Annotated in this window: 17 protein-coding genes and 1 tRNA gene; 9 read left to right on the plus strand and 9 right to left on the minus strand. The window is 66.5% G+C overall.

Annotated elements, in window-relative coordinates; translation table 11 throughout:
• The first annotated feature begins 144 nt into the window (after positions 1 to 144).
• From BJG92_RS03015 to BJG92_RS03025, 3 genes are all read left to right on the plus strand, one after another.
• Complete coding sequence (locus BJG92_RS03015) at positions 145 to 1,263, plus strand: hypothetical protein (RefSeq protein ID WP_232082544.1); 1,119 nt, start codon at positions 145 to 147, stop codon at positions 1,261 to 1,263.
• Between the two features lie 239 nt (positions 1,264 to 1,502).
• On the plus strand, positions 1,503 to 2,264 hold the full coding sequence (locus BJG92_RS03020; protein ID WP_232082545.1) for a hypothetical protein: 762 nt from the start codon (positions 1,503 to 1,505) through the stop codon (positions 2,262 to 2,264).
• Between the two features lie 358 nt (positions 2,265 to 2,622).
• Positions 2,623 to 4,374 carry an EAL domain-containing protein gene (locus BJG92_RS03025; protein WP_232082546.1) on the plus strand — a complete coding sequence of 584 codons (1,752 nt, stop codon included), beginning with the start codon at positions 2,623 to 2,625 and terminating at the stop codon, positions 4,372 to 4,374.
• Between the two features lie 94 nt (positions 4,375 to 4,468).
• Here BJG92_RS03025 and BJG92_RS03030 read toward each other — a convergent pair whose 3' ends face one another.
• The 4 genes from BJG92_RS03030 to BJG92_RS03045 form a co-directional block, all read right to left on the minus strand.
• Positions 4,469 to 5,353, minus strand: coding sequence for a F510_1955 family glycosylhydrolase (locus BJG92_RS03030; RefSeq protein WP_232082547.1), 885 nt, complete (start codon positions 5,351 to 5,353; stop codon positions 4,469 to 4,471).
• A gap of 85 nt (positions 5,354 to 5,438) precedes the next feature.
• Positions 5,439 to 6,080 carry a DUF305 domain-containing protein gene (locus BJG92_RS03035; protein ID WP_232082548.1) on the minus strand — a complete coding sequence of 214 codons (642 nt, stop codon included), beginning with the start codon at positions 6,078 to 6,080 and terminating at the stop codon, positions 5,439 to 5,441.
• Between the two features lie 139 nt (positions 6,081 to 6,219).
• Complete coding sequence (locus BJG92_RS03040) at positions 6,220 to 6,693, minus strand: hypothetical protein (protein WP_232082549.1); 474 nt, start codon at positions 6,691 to 6,693, stop codon at positions 6,220 to 6,222.
• 115 nt (positions 6,694 to 6,808) lie between these two features.
• The gene (locus tag BJG92_RS03045; protein WP_232082550.1) at positions 6,809 to 7,150 is read right to left on the minus strand and encodes a heavy-metal-associated domain-containing protein; all 342 of its coding nucleotides are present in this window, start codon (positions 7,148 to 7,150) and stop codon (positions 6,809 to 6,811) included.
• 169 nt (positions 7,151 to 7,319) lie between these two features.
• Between BJG92_RS03045 and BJG92_RS18590 the strand changes: the two genes are divergently transcribed.
• From BJG92_RS18590 to BJG92_RS03055, 3 genes are all read left to right on the plus strand, one after another.
• Complete coding sequence (locus BJG92_RS18590; RefSeq protein WP_374199755.1) at positions 7,320 to 7,526, plus strand: hypothetical protein; 207 nt, start codon at positions 7,320 to 7,322, stop codon at positions 7,524 to 7,526.
• Positions 7,527 to 7,884: 358 nt separating this feature from the next.
• On the plus strand, positions 7,885 to 10,338 hold the full coding sequence (locus BJG92_RS03050) for a cation-translocating P-type ATPase (protein ID WP_232082551.1): 2,454 nt from the start codon (positions 7,885 to 7,887) through the stop codon (positions 10,336 to 10,338).
• Between the two features lie 12 nt (positions 10,339 to 10,350).
• On the plus strand, positions 10,351 to 11,712 hold the full coding sequence (locus BJG92_RS03055; protein ID WP_232082552.1) for a phenylacetate--CoA ligase family protein: 1,362 nt from the start codon (positions 10,351 to 10,353) through the stop codon (positions 11,710 to 11,712).
• A 528-nt stretch (positions 11,713 to 12,240) separates the two neighbouring features.
• On the opposite strand, the gene BJG92_RS03060 is transcribed toward BJG92_RS03055, so the two are convergent.
• The 5 genes from BJG92_RS03060 to galU all read right to left on the minus strand — a co-directional run bounded on the left by BJG92_RS03060 (position 12,241) and on the right by galU (position 15,923).
• A tRNA-Ala gene (locus tag BJG92_RS03060) sits at positions 12,241 to 12,313 on the minus strand.
• A gap of 46 nt (positions 12,314 to 12,359) precedes the next feature.
• Positions 12,360 to 13,160 (minus strand): SDR family oxidoreductase, encoded by an 801-nt coding sequence (locus BJG92_RS03065; protein WP_232082553.1) that lies wholly within the window; start codon positions 13,158 to 13,160, stop codon positions 12,360 to 12,362.
• A 102-nt stretch (positions 13,161 to 13,262) separates the two neighbouring features.
• Positions 13,263 to 14,264, minus strand: a complete 1,002-nt coding sequence (locus BJG92_RS03070) for a hypothetical protein (protein WP_232082554.1) — start codon at positions 14,262 to 14,264, stop codon at positions 13,263 to 13,265.
• 118 nt (positions 14,265 to 14,382) lie between these two features.
• Entirely contained in the window at positions 14,383 to 15,000 is a 618-nt protein-coding gene (locus BJG92_RS03075; protein WP_232082555.1) for a GNAT family N-acetyltransferase, read from the minus strand.
• A 5-nt stretch (positions 15,001 to 15,005) separates the two neighbouring features.
• Entirely contained in the window at positions 15,006 to 15,923 is a 918-nt protein-coding gene (gene galU / locus BJG92_RS03080; RefSeq protein WP_232082556.1) for a UTP--glucose-1-phosphate uridylyltransferase GalU, read from the minus strand.
• A gap of 93 nt (positions 15,924 to 16,016) precedes the next feature.
• Here galU and BJG92_RS03085 point away from each other — a divergent pair, with 93 nt between their 5' ends.
• From BJG92_RS03085 to cpaB, 3 genes are all read left to right on the plus strand, one after another.
• Positions 16,017 to 16,649: a 5-formyltetrahydrofolate cyclo-ligase gene (locus tag BJG92_RS03085; protein WP_232082557.1), complete on the plus strand. Its 633-nt coding sequence runs from the start codon at positions 16,017 to 16,019 to the stop codon at positions 16,647 to 16,649.
• A 167-nt stretch (positions 16,650 to 16,816) separates the two neighbouring features.
• Positions 16,817 to 17,077 carry an FmdB family zinc ribbon protein gene (locus BJG92_RS03090; protein WP_232082558.1) on the plus strand — a complete coding sequence of 87 codons (261 nt, stop codon included), beginning with the start codon at positions 16,817 to 16,819 and terminating at the stop codon, positions 17,075 to 17,077.
• Between the two features lie 256 nt (positions 17,078 to 17,333).
• Complete coding sequence (gene cpaB, locus BJG92_RS03095; protein ID WP_232082559.1) at positions 17,334 to 17,987, plus strand: Flp pilus assembly protein CpaB; 654 nt, start codon at positions 17,334 to 17,336, stop codon at positions 17,985 to 17,987.
• Positions 17,988 to 18,006: the final 19 nt, after the last annotated feature.

Consider the following 18,006-nt stretch of genomic DNA (forward strand, 5'->3'; position numbering starts at 1 on the left):
GGTGTGTGTGGTAACCACCAACCTAAGAGGTCTTCACCCTTTCACCGTGTAACCAACGTCCTGGCCGAGTACACCTAGGTCCTGGCGCCGGATGTCAGTCGGGGGGATGAACCCACCACTCACATCCGAACTGAAGGACCAGCAATGCCCACTTATCTCAGTCCCTCCGAGCTCCATGCCGCTCTGACCATCCGTAATCTCTCACATCCGGACGATGGGCCCCATGCGATGCAGCCCCTCCTGCGGGGCGTCATGGACTCGCTCTTGAGCAACTGGGGCGTGCCGGAACGAATGGTTCGCCACAGCCCCCTGGTGAGTGTGGCCGACAACTACGACCGCTTGGGGTTCAACGAATCGGACGTGACGCGGGATCAAAAATACTCCCGCTACGTCAGCCCCACGGTCATGCTCCGCAGCCACACGTCGGCCTCCATCCCGTCGCTGCTGCGGGCACTGGACACCGACGCATCCCTGGACGAGCTCTGGGCCATCCCCGGCCTGGTCTACCGGCGCGATGCAATCGACCGCACCCACGTCGGCACTCCCCACCAGGTCGACTTGTGGCGGATCAGCTCGCGGAAAGTACTCGACGCCGGCAACTTGCAGGAAATGATCGCTTCCCTTGTGCACGCGGTAATTCCGGGGGCGCAATGGCGCGCCGTTCCGGCAGTTCACCCCTACACCATTGAAGGTCTGCAGGTTGACGTCCTCATGGACCGGGAATGGCTTGAACTCGCAGAATGCGGGCTCATGGCGCCGCATCTGTTTTCCGAGGCTGGCCTTGATCCCGCAACATGGTCGGGGCTTGCTCTCGGGATGGGTCTGGACCGGGCCCTGATGCTCCGCAAGGGCATCCCCGACATCAGGTTGCTGAGGTCGACTGACGCGAGAATCCAACGGCAGATGTTGGACTTGACCCGGTGGAGGCCGGTCTCCCAGATGCCCTCCATCCGCAGGGACATTTCCATCGTCGTTCCCGCGGACATGGATGCGGAAGTGCTCGGCGACCGGGTGCGATCAGCATTGGGCGAGCAAGCCGAAGACCTGGAAAGCGTCGAACTCCTGGCCCTCACTCCGTATCGGAAGCTTCCGGCAGCAGCGCAGGAGAGACTCCGCATCATCGAGGGACAGGCAAACGCGCTGATCCGCCTGGTGCTGCGTCCGCTGGCCCGGACCATGACGGATCCCCAGGCCAACCAGATCCGAGACGATGTTTACCTGGCCTTGCACGAAGGTCCGGTCCAGGAGCTCATCGCAGGATAGAGACCTGCCCCGCGGCAGGCCGAGCCCCTTACGTCTTAACGCCCCGGAAAAGCGGTAGGCACCGTGCAGATTCGTAGCCGCAGGCTAAACGGATTGCCGTCGGTCGAACATTACTAAGCATGCTTGGGTTTATTACTAAGCATGCTTGCTTTCTGCCTACGCGCTGTGTTTACTCAGTCCTGACGAGAAGCGTCCGGGCTGCGCCACACTCGCCCGCCCCTTAAACCTGAGGAATAAGCATGGAAGACACACTCAAGGCCGGACTGGCAACCATCGTGGAATTCGTTCCAAAACTCGTCCTGTTCCTGGTCATCCTGATCATTGGACTGCTGATCGCCAAGGCCATTTCCAAGGCGCTGTCCAAGCTGCTGCACAAGGTCGGTTTCGACCGGGCGGTTGAGCGCGGCGGCGTGAAAAAAGCCCTGGCGAACTCCGCTCTGGACGCCAGCGACATCATCTCCAAGATCATCTACTACGCCCTGGTGCTGTTCGTGCTCCAGTTCGCGTTCGGTGTATTCGGACCCAACCCGGTCAGCACCCTGCTGGCAGCGATCATCGCGTTCCTGCCCCGCATCGTCGTGGCCATCATCATTGTGATCATCAGCGCTGCGATCGCCGCCGCCGTCAAGACCCTCATCCAGGGATCCCTCGGCGGGCTCTCCTACGGGAAGACCCTGGCGAACATCGCCAGCATCTTCATCCTTGGCATCGGGATCATCGCGGCCCTGAACCAGGTCGATATCGCCACCACTGTGACCACCCCGATCCTGATCGCCGTGCTGGCGGCCATCGTCGGGATCCTCGTCGTCGGCGTCGGCGGCGGCCTGATCAAGCCGATGTCCGCCCGCTGGGAGCAGTACCTGAACAAAGCCGAGGAAGAAGCCCCGCGGATCAAGGCCCAGGCCCAGAACGCACCCCCGGCCACCGAGCAGATCAAGGACGCCGCGCAGAAGTACATGCCGGCGGAGCAGACCGCAGGAAACGGCGCCCACCGCTCCTGACCAGCACGCCGAACCGCCGGCCTTCGGTCCGGCGGTTCGGCGGTTCTGCGGTTCGGCGGTCCGGCGGTCCGGCGGTGGCGGGCCGTCGCCGGACTCATCGTCACCTCATCCCTCGTCCGGAGCGCGGCAGTTCCAGCACCACGCTCAGGGTTGAGGGGGTTGAAGTAGGCGGCTACCGGGTGCTCCGGGTGAAGTCCCCGGCTTGCGGGCCCGGCATCCACGTCGGCTAGAGCGGGAACCCGCGCAGCCGGCACAGCAGGCATCTGCGGGAACGGGCCCTTGGCCGAGGAGCCTGCGTCGCGCCACGATGGGGCGCGGTGTTCATGTTTTGTTCGCTTATCTCTGGTACTCAGAGTCAGTGACCCCTGACCCCAGCGATCCCGGCCGTAGGCCTCGCCCCGCTCCCCGCACGCTCGGCGATCTGGGATATGCCGCTCTCGTTCTGGCAGGCGACACGCCCTCCATTGAAATCGAGGGACTGTTCCGGTCCGACCGCACCCTTCGGGCCATCGTTCTTGACGTCGCCGGAACGCTGTACCTGTTGACGCGGGACCAGTTGGATCACCGGATGACGGGACGGCTGGGTTACGGCCGGGCGCTCAATGCACGGGTCAAGGCGGCGGATTTGCTGACGTCCGCCGGTTGCGGCCTCGCGCCGTCGCTGGATCTCCGGGCTGCCGCCGCCGCGCTCCTGGGCAGGCCGGAAGAGCACCGGTATGCGGATCTGCTCGTTCTCGCACCGGCCGGGCCGCGCGTCGTGCCGGTGTCGGAAGTCTTCGAGGGCCTCTCGGACCTGTTCCGGCAGGAAGCGCTCCACGACCCGCTGACCGGACTGGCGAACCGCCGCCTGCTCGAAGAGCTCGGCCCCCCGCTGGTGGGCACCACCGGCTCATCCCCGACGGCGGTCCTGTACATCGATCTCGATGACTTCAAAGTTGCCAATGACACCTTCGGACACCGGACCGGGGACGCCGTGCTGGCCGTGTTTTCGGCCAGGCTCCGGGCATGCACGAGGCCCGCCGACCTGGTGACCCGGCTGGGAGGCGACGAGTTCGCCGTCCTGCTGGTCGACGTCGACGAGGCCACGGCCCGCTCCATCGCACAACGGATCCTGGAATCGCTGGCAGAGCCCTTCAGCCATGACGGGCACGACCTCAGGCTCACGGCGACCCTGGGCCTGGCCATGTCCAACGACATCGACGGTGAGGACCCCGCCGCACGGCTGGAGTCACTGCTCCGCCACGCCGACGCCGCCATGCTGCAGGCCAAACACGAGGGAAAACGCCGGCTGGGCCGGATCGACCCCTTCCTGCCGGCCACCCGCTTCGCGCGCCAGGCCCTCATCCGCCGGCGGCTGCCGCACGCCCTCGCCAACGCCGGGTTCAGCCTCCACTACCAGCCGCTCATGGACATTGCCACCGGCTCCTGCCGCGCCGTGGAAGCGCTGCTGCGGTGGGAGGACGCCGTACTGGGCAAGGTATCCCCCGATGAATTCATCCACGTTGCCGAACACACGGGCGACATCCATGCGATCGGCCGGTGGGTCATCGACGCCGCCTGCGCCCAGGCCCGCCGCTGGGCGGACGCCGGCAGCCCGCGGGCAATTTCGGTGAACGTTTCGCCGTTCCAGCTGGCCGCCGGCAGCCTCGGCCACGATCTCCACACCGCCCTGGCGCGGCACGGCGTGCCGACATCCCTGCTGAACATCGAGATCACCGAGACCGCCGCCGTCACGGACCTCCCGTCCGCCGCGGTACAACTACGTGCCCTGATCGACGCCGGCATCGGCGTCGCCCTCGATGACTACGGAACGGCGTATTCCTCCCTTGCCATGCTGCGCGACCTGCCTCTGACCGGGTTGAAGCTCGACAAATCCTTCATCGACACCATAGACACCGATCCCACCTCCGCGATCCTCGTCGCCGGCGTCCTCACCCCGGCTAAAGCCATGGGCCTCATGACGACCGCCGAGGGCGTGGAAAGAGTCGCACAGCTTGCCGTCCTGCGCGAACTGGGCTGCGATACCGCCCAGGGCTACCTCATCTCACGCCCCCTCCCCGCGCAGGAACTCGACAACGCCACGACCGCACAACAAACGGCGGCCTCCTAACGGCCCCCGGACGCGCCCCGACCCTGCCTCGACGATCAAGGCCTGGGCCTCACCGACATCTGGCGCTCTGGGGAACGCGTCCCACCAACGATGGTCAGGCTGCGTCGGCAGGACGGAACGTCGTCCCTCCATCGGTGGACACCACGACCCCTTCAGTGCTGGCGGCCCAGATCCAGGGCTTGCCTTCTGCTCCTTTCACTGCGGTGATTGCCTGGACCCGGCCCTCGATCCGGCCCGCGCGGGTCCAGGTATTGCCGGCGTCGGCCGAATGATGGACCGTGCCGTCGGGTTCAACACCGACGACTTCAGTCCCGCTTGCAAACGCCGCGAACTGGACGATCGGGGCCGTGGTGAGTCGTTCCCAGGTTTTACCGCCGTTGGTGGAGCGTTGGAGCCCATCGGGCGTGGTGGCGAGAACAGTGTCCGTCTCCGGTGTGCCGGCCAGGACGGCGGGAACGAAGCCGGCTGCGACTTCGGTCCAGGTTTTGCCGTCAGAGCTAATCCGAAGCGTCCCGTCGTAGGCGACGATCCCGGACCTGGCTGTAGCGAGGGCGTGGAAGTCTGATTCGCCCTGGCGGGAGAGCTGCTCCCAGGTCTTGCCGCCGTCCACGGATTTAATCAGACCCAGGGGGTTGGGCAGGTCTGAGCCGGGGCCGGGGTGCCCGGAAGCGTAAAACACGTCCTGCTCGGCTGCTGCGGTGAAACCCATCAGGTCGTTGGTAGCCCCGATTTTGGTGGCCGGGGATTTGGTGACATCGAAGAGGCCGTCGTGGGTGGCGAGCAGCACCTGGTCGGTTTCGCGGTTCACGCTGATGCCGTGGACGTGGGAGCTGGGCATATCCGAGGCGGCAGCGGACTGGGCGGTACCGGCAGTTCCGGGTGTGGGGCCCGGGCTGCAGGCGGACAAAGCGAGGATCAGGGCGGCTGTTGCGGCGAGGGCAGTCGCGGGCCGGTGGCGGGTCAAAGCGTGCAGGGGCATGGGGAACTCCAAAAAGGATGGGGGCCAGGGGAACGTCGGGCAAGTCACCGGCCCCGGGAGGGGCCGGTGCCTTGCCCTGTGCTGGTTACGGGGTGGCCAGCAGGTCCTTCATTTCCTTGATCTCGGCTTCCTGCGCGGTCACGATGTCTTTGCTGAGCTTGATCGCGTCGGCATTTTTGCCCTGGGACGTTTCGGCTTTGGCCATCATGACGGCACCTTCGTGGTGGGCGATCATTTGGGTCAGGAAGAGCTTGGCCGCTTCGGTGCCTTGGGCGGCTTCGAGCTGCTTCAGGTCATCGTCGCCCATCATGCCGTCCATGCTGTGGCCGGCGCCCATGGTTGCGGATTCGTTCCAGCTCTTCAGCCAGCCCGTCATCGTTTCGATCTCCGGCGCCTGGGCCGCCTTGATCCTCGTGGCCAGGTCCGTGACCGCCGCGGGAATGTCCTTCTTCTGCAGCATCATCTCGCTCATTTGCACGGCCTGTTCGTGGTGCGGGATCATTCCCTGGGCGAACATGGTGTCGGCCGCGTTGTGTTCGGCAGCGGCTGCCGGTGCGCTGCTGGACATCATCCCCGAGCTGCCGTGGTCCATGCCCGGCATCGAAGTTCCGGTCGAGGCGGAGCTGGAGGCGGCGGTGGAACCGGTGGTACCGGTGGAGCAGCCGGCGAGGAGGAGTGCTGCGGCGACGGCGGTGGTGGAAAGGGCAAGGAATTTCTTGTTCATCATGGTTTTCGGGTCCTTCAAGACGTCAGGGGCGCGTGGGCGCCGTGGTGGGTGAGCGTGAATCGCTGATGCGCCGGAGGGCCCGAACGAGCCGGCACCGGGCAGGGGCAGCGCTGGTCAGGTCACAGCGCAGGCAGGTGTTTTACGTTCGGCTGATGCAGAGGTCACCCGGCGAAGGACTGCCGGGTAGATAGGACCAGCCCGCGCTGGTATCGGTGGGCGGCGCTGTGTCGGTGCTCCTGGCGATGACCCAGGTCCCTGGCAGCGGTGCGGCCAGGGAACCGGACTTCGCTGACGGGGTGCAGGACGCAGTCATGGGCTGCATGCTGGCGCAGTTGCCCGAGTCCTGGCACTGCAGGGCATCCAGACCTGAACCGGCCTGGAAACCTGGCACGTCCGCGGCCGAAGATTCGGGAAGGTGTCCTCCGGGATGCCCGGCAACGGATGTGGCGTAATGGCCGTGGCCGGCCCCTGCCGCCATGGAGGGTGAGTGCAGCGCGTGGGTGGTCGTCATGACATGCATGCCGAAAATTCCGGCAATCAGCGCCAGGACGGCTCCGAAAAGACCCGCGCGGCGAAGGAACGTGATCGCGGTGGTATGCACCGATGCGGTCATGACGGTCCTCCTTCTTTCCTTGCGGGCTTTGGTCCAAGATTACCGGCCCCGTGGCAGGACGGCTTCCGGTACAACGAGCGGGCCCCGGTTTCGGTTTCAGCCCATGGGCGGCCAGCTAGTTTGCGCCCAGGACGTAGCCGGTGGAACTGACGGCCTCCGCCAGCGCTTCCCGGTCCGCGGTACCGGTGACATGCAACCGGGATGTTCCGCCCGGCACGAGGTCCACTGTTGCCGACTCAACTCCGGATACCCCGGAAACGGCTTCTTCAACGGTCCGGACACAATGTCCGCAGGTCAGCCCTTCCAAGGCGTACTTTACGTCGGATCCCTGGGCAGCCGGCCCCGTCTCGGCGGTAGCCGCCGCACGGGTTTCCGCGGCCGGGGAGCAGCAGCTGCAGCCCTGCTGGGCCGTGGAGGCCAGTGGCAGTTGGGTCCGTGATTCGGATGTTCCGCACATGTCAGTTTTCCTTCGATCAAGGGATAGGAATGGGGATGTTGCGGTTGAACGGCTGTGTTGGCCTGGGCCTGGACATACCACGTCACTGGCAACACAGAAATAATACCCCCTAGGGGTATATTGCGCGAGAGGTTTCGATGCGAATGCGGCATCCCCCGGCGTGTAACTGATCTCCAACCCTTGGCTTCACATCCCGGAAGCGCTGCCCTATCTGGGTGCGGTGCTGGTGATGGGCTTTTGCATGTTCGGCCACGGCGGCCACGGCGGCAGCTCCACCCATCAGGGGCACGGCGAGCAGGAAGCCCCGGGAGGACCTGCCCGCCCCGGGCCTGAGGGAGGTGGCGCCCTGTCCACTGATTACGTTTATGACCTGTAGTGGCTGGTGATCCTGAATTCGGCCGTGTTCATCATCTTCGCCTCCAGCTTCGTCCCGCCCAGGACCAGGCTGGATTGGCGGGCGCTGGGCGGCTTTTCTGCGTTCATCGTGCCGGGGACGCCGGACGTAATCCGCCGCCATGTCCGGGCGGAGCCTTGACGTATACCCCTAGGGGGTATATGTTCGGCTTAACCGGAAAACGTCGTCGCGGGCGAAGGCCTCTACGCATTGAAGGTCCGGCAACAGGTGGACAACCCGCTGCCCCGCCCGGACCACTCATCGCCAAAGGACGCACCATGCCTGCCGAATCCCAGCACGCCCGGACTGCTTACCAACCAGCAGCGCTGAAGGAGGAGAAGTGACTACGCATCTGAAACGCACTGTCGTGGAGGTCCGCGGCCTGCAATGGGCCACCTCCAAAGCGGTCGTTGAACACGTTCTGCTGCAGCGGCCCGGAGTCGCTGCCGTCGACGCGAACCCTGTGGCCCAGACTGCGACCGTGAGCTTTGACTCGTCCGTGACATCCCTGGAGCAGATCTCCGGGTGGATACGGGACTGCGGATACCACTGCCGGGGCGAAGCGGTCCCCGACCACGTCTGCTACCCGACGGAGCCTGATCAGCGCGCCATGGACCACGGTTTTGCGCCGGAGACGACGGAACCCCACCCCGGGCATGCCCCCGCTGCAACGGACAGCCGTGCCGGCCACGGCTTGGGCCCGCACGATGCGATGCCCCGGACCCCGCAGGACACGATGGGCCACGGCGGACACCACGCCGGAATGTCGATGGATGACATGGTCAAGGACATGCGCAACCGGTTCCTGGTCGCAGCCATCCTGTCAGTAGGCGTGACGCTCTGGTCTCCGATGGGCCGGAACATGCTCGGCTTCACCGCGCCGACCCCGTTCGGGCTTCGAGATGACGTCATGGCCCTGATCCTGTCCCTCCCGGTCATCTTCTACTCGGCCTGGATCTTCTTCGACGGCGCATACCGGGCGCTGAAGGCCCGCACGCTGGACATGATGGTCCTGGTCGCGATCGCCGTGGGCACCGGATGGCTTTACAGCGTCTGGATCACCTTCACGGGCGGCGGTGAAGTGTTCTACGAAGCCGCCACCGTCCTGACCTCCTTCGTGCTGCTGGGCCACTGGTTCGAGATGCGCGCCCGGGGCGGGGCGAACGAGGCCATCCGCACACTGCTCGAGCTCGCCCCGCCCGTCGCGGTCGTCATCCGCGACGGCGACACGGTCGAGATCCCCACCTCAGAAGTCCAGACCGGCGACCTGCTGCTGATCCGGCCGGGATCGAAAATCCCCGTTGACGGGGAGGTCGAGGACGGCCAGTCAGAGGTCGATGAGTCCATGGTCACGGGCGAGAGCCTTCCGGTGACCAAGACCACCGGCTCGGGAGTCATCGGCGCGTCCATCAACACCACCGGCACCATGCGGGTCCGGGCCACCAAAGTCGGAGCCGACACCGCCCTGGCCCAGATCGTGGCCCTCGTCCAGGAAGCCCAGAACTCCAAGGCACCAGGCCAGCGCCTGGCCGACAGGGCCGCGTTCTGGCTCGTCCTGGTCGCCCTCATCGGCGGAACCCTGACGTTCGCCGCCTGGCTCGCCCTCGGCGCCGGAGTCCAGACGGCCCTGCTGTTCGCTATCACCGTTGTCGTGATCACCTGCCCCGACGCGCTGGGCCTGGCGACCCCCACGGCCATCATGGTCGGCACCGGCCTCGGCGCCAAACGCGGCGTCCTGTTCAAGAACGCGACGGCCCTGGAAGTCTCCGCCCGGATCAACACCGTCGTCATGGACAAAACCGGCACCCTGACCAAGGGCGAACCGGAAGTCACCGACGTCGTCGTGGAGGGAATCGACCACCACGAACTTCTGGCACTGGCCGCGGCGGTGGAGCACGAATCCGAACACCCGCTCGCTGCCGCCGTCGTCCGGCACGCCCAGGAACAGGGTGCACCCGTCCTGGCGGCCTCGGACTTCCTCAACGTTCCCGGCCACGGTGCCGGCGCAACCGTGGACGGGCGCCGGGTGCTGGTCGGCAACCGCAAACTCATGGCCAACGAAGGCATAGACCTGGGCCCTCTGGCTGCGGTGCGCGACGAACTTGCCGCCACCGGACGGACCGCCGTGCTCGTCGCCGTCGACGGCAAAGCCGCGGCGGTGATCGCTTTGGCGGACGCCGCCAGGCTAACCGCGGCCGCCGCCGTCGCGGCCCTGCACGAGGCCGGGATCGAAGTCGTCATGCTCACCGGAGACAACGAAGCGACCGCCCGGAGGATCGCCGGGCAACTGGGCATCGACACCGTCATCGCCGAAGTGCTTCCCGGCGACAAATCAGCGAAGATCGCCGACATTCAACAGTCGGGGAAGAAAGTCGCCATGGTGGGCGACGGCGTCAACGACGCCCCGGCCCTGGCCCAGGCCGACCTTGGCATCGCGATCGGCGCCGGCACCGACGTGGCCATCGAAACAGCCGACCTCGTCCTGATGCGCTCGGACCCCCTGGATGTGCCGATCGCCTTGCGGATCGGCAAAGGCACCCTGCGCAAGATGCGCCAGAACCTGGGCTGGGCTGTAGGGTACAACGCGATAGCCCTGCCGATTGCGGCAGGGGTCTTCGCCTTCGCAGGCCTTGTCCTCAGCCCGGAGATCGCGGCCCTGTCGATGTCCGGGTCCAGCTTCCTGGTCGCCGTCAACGCCCTGCTCCTGAAGAGGCTCAGGCTGCCCCGGCCCGAAAAACCCGAGGCCACCACCGCCCGTGCTGACCGGCCGCTGGCCCCGGCCGGGACCCGCTAAGCGCACAGCGCCATGGACCTCCGCCTCATCTCCCGGGTGCTGTTCCTGCGGGCCGCGTGGCGGAGACGGGACCACTGGGACGCCGCCAGGATCACTGCGCACCAGGACCACGCCCTGCAGGAGCTTCGCCGCGCAACCTACGCTGGCTCCGAGTTCTACCGGCGCCACCACGACGGCCTCCACGACGCTCCCCTGGACCAGCTGCCGCCCGTCACGAAAGCGGACCTGATGGAGCACTTCGACGAAGCCGTCACCACACCGGACCTGAGACTGGCGGAACTGGAAAACCACCTGCGGACCCTGACCCAGATCGGGGGAGACCCGGGGCTGGCTTGGAAGGGCCGGTGGAGGGCTGCGGCAACGGCCGGGACCACCGGCCGGCGCGGAACCTTCGTCTGGGACCGCACCGAATGGGCGACCGTACTGGCCTCGTACGCCCGGGCGAACGACTGGGCCGGGATCTCCGCCGGGCTAACCCGGCCCTTGAAAATGGCACTGGTGAGTTCCCGCGTGCCCACACACCAGTCCGCCGTCGTTGGAGCGTCCCTGCGCTCCATACTCGTTCCCGCCCTCCGCCTGGACGTCACGGCCCCCATGGACGAGACGGTCGCTGCGCTGAACCGCTTCCAACCCAGGATCCTGGTCGGCTACGCCTCAGCACTCAAACCCCTCGCCGCGGAGCAGCGCGCCGGCCGGCTGCACGTCTCACCGCAAGGCGTGATGTCAGCATCCGAGGTCCTCAGCACGCACACCGCCTCGGAACTGGAGGCCGCTTGGGGAAGCAAACCTTTCGATGTCTACGCCGCCACCGAAACGGCAGGAATCGCATCCCCCTGCACCTACCGAAACCGCCACGTCTACGAAGACCTGCTCATCATCGAACCCGTAGACCAGGCCGGAAACCCCGTACCGGCCGGAACAACCGGAGCAAAGCTCCTCGTCACAGTCCTGTTTTCCCGGACCCTTCCGCTGATCCGCTACGAAATGTCCGACACCATAAAGCTCGGCGGACGGGGCTGCCCCTGCGGACGCTCCTTCACCCTGCTCCAGGACATCGAGGGCCGGATCGAAGACGTCCTGCATCTGCCAGGCAAGGAAGGCCGGGTGACCGTTCATCCGATCGTGTTCCACCACGTCCTCGATGAAGCCGGAACCAACGGGTGGCAGGTCATCCAGGAGCCCTCCCGGCTCCGCGTACTCCTCTCCGGCCTCGCCCCCGGAACATCCACCGAAGGAGTCCGCGACGCAGTATCAGGCGCGCTCAAGGAAGCAGGAGTAGTAGACACCCAAATTGACGTGCAGGTGGTCGACCAACTCGAACGGACAGCCTTGGGAAAAGCACCCTTCGTACGAGGGTTGACGGACCGGCGGTGACATATCCAAGGGTGGCGTGCAGTGTCTCCGGCGGCGACGAAGCGTTTTAGCCGGTCGGCGCGTCGATCTCCAAGGGGAACCGCCAACCATCACTATCGCGGGAACTGTTGTCATAGACATGTTGTTCCCGTCTTCCACAGGAACTGTGCGCAGCCCACACAACTTCCGCAGGCAATGGCGGGACGCCCGCGCGGGATCGCCCCATGAGTGGGCTACCCCTCATGTCTACCGGAAATCCGTTGCCGCTCTCATCGACCAGGAATAAAGTTCCAAGCAAGCTGCCGCCCAGTTGGGTCATGCCGGAACCGCGATCACGGAGAAACACCACATCGCCAAGGCAACCGAATCACCGGACCTCACGGCGGCCCTCCTAAAGTTTGGCAAGGAGCCAACGCCACACCCGGAACGAAAGTCCGGATGAACACCGGAAGTTTTCCAAAGCGTGTGGTTTCCGTGTGGTCGACCCAAAAACAGGAAAGAGAAAAGCCCTCCAACCCAACGTTTCCTCAGGTCAGAGGGCCTTCGATGTGGAGCTAAGGAGATTCGAACTCCTGACCTCTTCGATGCGAACGAAGCGCTCTACCAACTGAGCTATAGCCCCGAAGCAACGCCGCTCCCGCAGGAACGGCGTTGCCGGTGTCCCTAGGCTACAAACTATCTGCGTGCATTGCCAGCCAGCCGGCGAATGTCACGGTGCCGTGTCGTTCCTCCGGGATGAGATTCAGCCCTTCACACAGGTATTTGCCCATCGCACCGGGCAGCGGGAGCCGTACCAGGCGCCCGCGGGAACCGCTCGCGCGCTTCCATTCCAGCGCCAGCTCTTTCATCCCGGCGATCTCCGGTCCGCCGACGGTACGGGCTTGGTGCCTTATCCCGGCAGGCGGCTCCAGAGCCACCCCGAGCAGCCCCGCCGCGACGTCGGAGGGAGCAATCGGCTGGAAACTGGCGTTCGTGAAGACCGGGACGATGCGGACCTTCGAACCGGCGGCGAATATCGCGGCCAGGAGGGAATGGAACTGGGTGGCCCGGAACGCTATGGTCTCAAGGCCGCACCTCGCGTAGACCTGCTCCTTGGCCGCCTTGGACTTGTAGTAACCGAAGCTGCTCTTGTCGCAGTTGATGATGGACAGCAGCACCGCCTTGGCCACCCCCGCGTCCTGGGCGGCGGCAAGCAGCCTCGCACCGCCGTCGGCGAAGTTCTTCAGGGCCTTGCCGGAACGCCCCTCCAGACAATCGATCAAGACGTCGGCGCCGGCGAGCGCCGCCGCCAGCCCCTCCCCCGTGGTCACGTCAGCCCGGAAGTACTCCGCACTCCCGATGCGCCCTGGCGTCCCGGCCGGGGGCGGGTTCCGGCTGACGACGGCCACCGTGTGTCCGGCGGCGAGAGCCTGCCGGACCACCTCGCGGCCAGCTTGGCCGGTTCCCCCGGCAACGCAGATTCGTGTCATGCCCCGAGGCTACCGTCCTGTCCCGGTGGGCGGCAGTCCCCAAACCGCACGAAAAAGCCCCGGGCCGCCTTGGCTGGCTGCCCGGGGCTCCGAGGAAGTGTCCTAGGCGCGGCGGCGCTGCAGCACGTCGTCCAGGTTGCTTAGCGCGCTCTGCGCCTTCCCCAGCGGTTTCGCGTCGGCGTCCGAACCCAGCGGCGGGGCCGATGCTGTCTCGGGGGCAGCGCCTTGCTTGAGCGAGGGTTTGCCGGTTGCCTTCGGAGCGGCAGGCAGATCCAGCGGCCCGGGTGCGGCGCGTTCCGCCTTCGGCGCCTCAACGTAGGTGGGCTTGGGCACCGCTACCGGCTCCCAGCGGGCACCCTCGGTGGCCGCCACGAAGGGAGCCGCGGGGACACGTACGGACATGTCGCCTGAGGCCGCTGCTTCCGCCAGGGCCGCCTGGCGGAGTTCCTGGGCGGTCAGGGGCTTTGCTGCAGGTTTGCGCAGTGGAGGCTCGGCCTGGGCATCGAAGAGAGTAGTTTCGGTCCGCGTGGTGGGCGCGTATGCTGCTGTCCCCCCGGTGCCGGCGCGCTCCGGAGCGGGCCGGGCCGGGCCGGCCGGTGCGCTCATTGCCGCGTGGAACGCCGCGTTGACCTTGCGGCGGCGGTCCCGGACTGCAAGCCGTCGGAGCATCACGACGGCGCCGACGGCACCCAGCAGCGCCACAACGGGCAGCCACGCGTCGCCGATGCCGAAAATCCCGAGGGCGCCCGATATCACTCCGGTGAGCAGCAGCGCCAGGCCGGCCAGGGCGAGGGCGAGTCGGCCATAGCGGATTTTTAAAGCGGGACCGGGGACGGCAGGCTTCCGGACGCCGTCGGGGTCCGTGGTACTGGGGGACGATTCCGTGCGCTGCGTACTGGTCATGGGTTTCTCCTGCTGGGCCGCCATCTTCATGACACTCCCGGCTTGGGGGGCTGCTGTTTCTTGTTCGGTGACGTCTGCCAGGAGCTCTCCCGCAGGCTGTAACTGGTGGCGTCCGTTCCGGAGCATGTAGGGGGCGACCCACACAATCCAGAGCGCAACAGCAATGACAAGGATCACAGAGCTGCTCAGAGGGAAGTCCACACTCAAAACCGTATGAGCAACAGCGGTACCGGCGCCGCATTGTCCCCGGTGTGTCGCGCGGCAACTGGCAATTCACTGGATTTACGTGCCTTGAGCGGCCCGCGAACCCGTCACAGGCTCACGCGGGGCGGCTCTGGAGCCATCGGGCAAGCAGTCCTCCGGGCACCTCTTCGGAGGTCAGCGCGAAGCTGCGGTGGTCCGCCCATTCGCCGTTGATGTGCAGGAAGCGCGGCCGGTAGCCCTCGTCGCGGAAGCCGAGCTTCTCAACTACCCGCAGGCTGGGTCCGTTTTCGGGCCTGATGTTGATCTCCATCCGGTGCAGGCCCAGCGTGTTGAAGCAGTAGTCCGTCGCCATTGCCACCGCAGTCGGGGCAATCCCGTGGCCCGCCCTGTCCTTGTCCACCCAGTAGCCCAGCGTTGCCGTCATCGCGGAGCCCCACACAATCGAGGAAACCGTCAGTTGGCCCACGATCACAGGTTCCTGGAATCCAGGCGTCCAGGCTGCTATCACAAAGGGCAGTGCGATGGCCTGTGCAGCCTGCGCCTTGAGGGACCTCACCATCTGCCGGTAGTCCGGCAGGCCGCCGCCGGGAGCGGGGTTGGAGGCTTCCCACGGCGCCAGCCAGTCGCTGTTGCGGGAGCGGACTTCCGTCCATTCCTTGCGGTCGCGGTAGCGGATCGGGCGCAGCACGAGGTCGCCGCTTTCCAGCGTGACCGGCCATTTAAAGCCCGCCACGGTAGTTACTTGGTCAGGCTGGGGGCGAGGCTTGAGGCGAAGCCGGGCAGCCAGTCACGCAGGCCAGGGCCCAGGTCCTCGCTGTCGCACGCAAGCTGGACACAGGCCTTGAGGTAGCTGAGCTTGTCGCCTGTGTCGTAGCGACGGCCCCGGAAGACCACGCCGTAGACGCCGTAGCCTTCGCCCGTGCCGGACGAGAGTTCCTGCAGGGCGTCAGTGAGCTGGATTTCCCCGCCGCGGCCGGGTTCGGTGCGTTCAAGCACCTCGAAGACCGCCGGGTGGAGGACGTAACGGCCGATCACGGCAAGGTTGGACGGCGCGTCGTCGACGTCGGGCTTCTCCACCAGCTGGTTGATCCGGACGTACTCTTCACCCGCGATCGCAGCGACGTCCGCGCAGCCGTAAGCGCTGATCTGGGAAGGGTCCACCTCGATCAGTGCGACCACTGATCCGCCGGTCTTGGCCTGCACCTCGATCATGGTACTGAGCAGTTCGTCGCGGGCATCGATCAGGTCATCGCCCAGCAGGACCGCGAACGGCTCGTACCCGACGTGCTGCTTGGCCCGGAGGACCGCGTGGCCCAGGCCCAGGGGATCGCCCTGGCGCACGTAGTGGATGTCGCCGAGGTTGCTGGCCGCCTGGATCGACTCGAGCTTAGCGGTGTCGCCCTTGGCCCGGAGGGTGGCCTCGAGGGTGGGGACGCGGTCAAAGTGGTCTTCGAGCGCACGCTTGTTGCGGCCCGTGATCATCAGGATGTCGTGAAGGCCAACGTTGACGGCTTCCTCGACGACGTACTGGATAGCCGGCTTGTCGACGACGGGCAGCATTTCCTTCGGCATCGCCTTGGTGGCGGGAAGGAACCTGGTACCAAGGCCCGCGGCGGGGATGACGGCCTTGCGGACGGAAGCGGTAGGTGTAGTCACTGGACTAATCTAACGGAGGTACCAAAACAATCGGTAATCATGCCAGTGTTCGGGGCGTCCGCCGTCGGGCTGCACCAGGTGGAAGGACCAGCCATGGCATCCAAGGAAGAGATACGCTCCGGGCACCGCAGCCGGCGTGCGGCCCTGTCAGCGGCCGAGCTGGAGAACGCCGGCGCCGGGATTGCCCGCCACGGACTGGAGTGGGCCACCGCTGTCGCCGCCGGCAAGCCCTCGACGTTCGCCGCCTACCTGGGGGTGGGTTCAGAGCCGCCCACCCTTGCACTGCTGACCGCCTTGCACGACGGCGGGCACAGGGTGCTCCTCCCCGTCTGCGAGCCGGGGCTGGACCTGAGTTGGGTGTACTGGACGCCGTCGTCTGAGTTTGTCCGCAGCCGCTATGCCCCGATCCAGGAGCCCGCGGGGGACCGCCACACCACAACGGTGATGCGGCACGTCGCCGGCATCTTCCTGCCCGCCACCGCGGTGGACCGCACCGGCAACCGAATCGGCCAGGGTGGCGGCTATTACGATAAGTTCCTTGCGGCTTTGGCCGTCAGTCTTCCGGCGGGCACCACGGTGCCCGGCGGAAGCGCACGCCCGCCGCTGCCTACTGCCGCGGTCGTCTACGTCGCCGAGGTGCTGCCGGCCTCAAGCATCCCCGCGGAGTCCTTTGACCGCAGGGTGGCTGCAGCGCTGACGCCGGCCGGGCTGATCCGGCTCCTCTGAACGCCCTAAACAGCATTGGGAGCCCCCGGAAGGCCACCAGTCCGGGGTGATAGAATTAGCACTCAGGCCCTGCGACTGCTAATGGGCGGAACCTGTCGGTAGATTCCGGCAGGGATCGCCCCGAGGCGGCCCGGGACCTGCTCGTTTGTCCTAGAGGAGGATTTCCAGTGCCCACCTACGCCTACGCCTGCAAGGACTGCAGCCACGACTTCGAGATCGTGCAGTCTTTCACCGACGACTCCCTCACGTCCTGCCCGGAGTGCCAGGGTGCGCTGCGCAAAAAGTTCAGCACCGTCGGGGTCGTCTTCAAGGGCTCCGGTTTCTACCGCACCGACTCCCGCGACTCCAAGGGCAGCACCGTTTCCCCGGCACCGGCGCCAGCCGCGACTGCGCCCGCGGCCACGCCGGCCCCCGCCGCCGCCAGCTAGGTAACGCTCCACCACCGCCAGCGCCGCCTCCAGCCAGGCAACGCCCGCCGCAGCCGTCTCCGACGCAGGGGAAGGATGATTGTCCACATAGACGCCTCCTGCCCTGCCGCCCGGCTGCCTTAGTGCGTAGCGTGGCGGCATGCCTACCGTTCCAAGTCCCTATCAGCCCTGGCGGCAATTACCCCCGGCACGGACCCGCGGCCGATTCACCAGGCCCGATCCCGGCGTCCGGCCGCCGCCCCGCAGACCGCCGACGATGCCACCGCGCCGCCGTCTCGGCCGCTGGATCAACCGCAACCGGCGTCTCGCCGTAGCGCTCCTGCTCTGCGTCGCCGCTGGCCTGGCAGTGCAGCAACTGACTCCGGTTCCGGCCGAGACCGTAAGTGCGATCGCCGCGGCCAGGGACCTGCCGGCCGGCAAGACGCTGGCCACGGAGGATCTCGCGGTGCTCAAAGTCCCGCGCGAACTGGTGCCCAGCGGCAGCTTCATCACCGGCACGGAACTTCGGGGCAAGCAGTTGGCCGTGGCCCTTCGCCTGGGCCAGGTCCTCACTGACGCTCAGCTCGTGGGGCCGGGCATGCTGGCCGGCAGCCCCCCCGGGTCCGCGGCGGTCCCGCTCCGGATGGCCGATCCCGCCTCAATCCAGCTCGTCTCCCCCGGACAGCTCGTCGACGTGGTCATGACGAGCGGGAACGGCTTCGAGCAGGCCGCGGCCTCCCAGCTCCTGGCCGCCGCAGTTCCCGTGCTGTGGACCTCCGCGCACGCCGGGAAGACCGGCCAGTGGCTGGGCACCGCCGAGACGGAAGGCCTCATGGTTGTCGCCGCAGACGCCGCGCAGGCGCAACGGCTGGCAGGCGCGTCCACGCAGGGAAAGCTGTTCTTCGTGCTTGTCGCCGCGGGTCCAGGCTAGGACTGTGTCCTGGCCTCCC

The sequence above is a fragment of the Arthrobacter sp. SO5 genome (assembly GCF_020532805.1).
Lineage (GTDB): Bacteria > Actinomycetota > Actinomycetes > Actinomycetales > Micrococcaceae > Arthrobacter.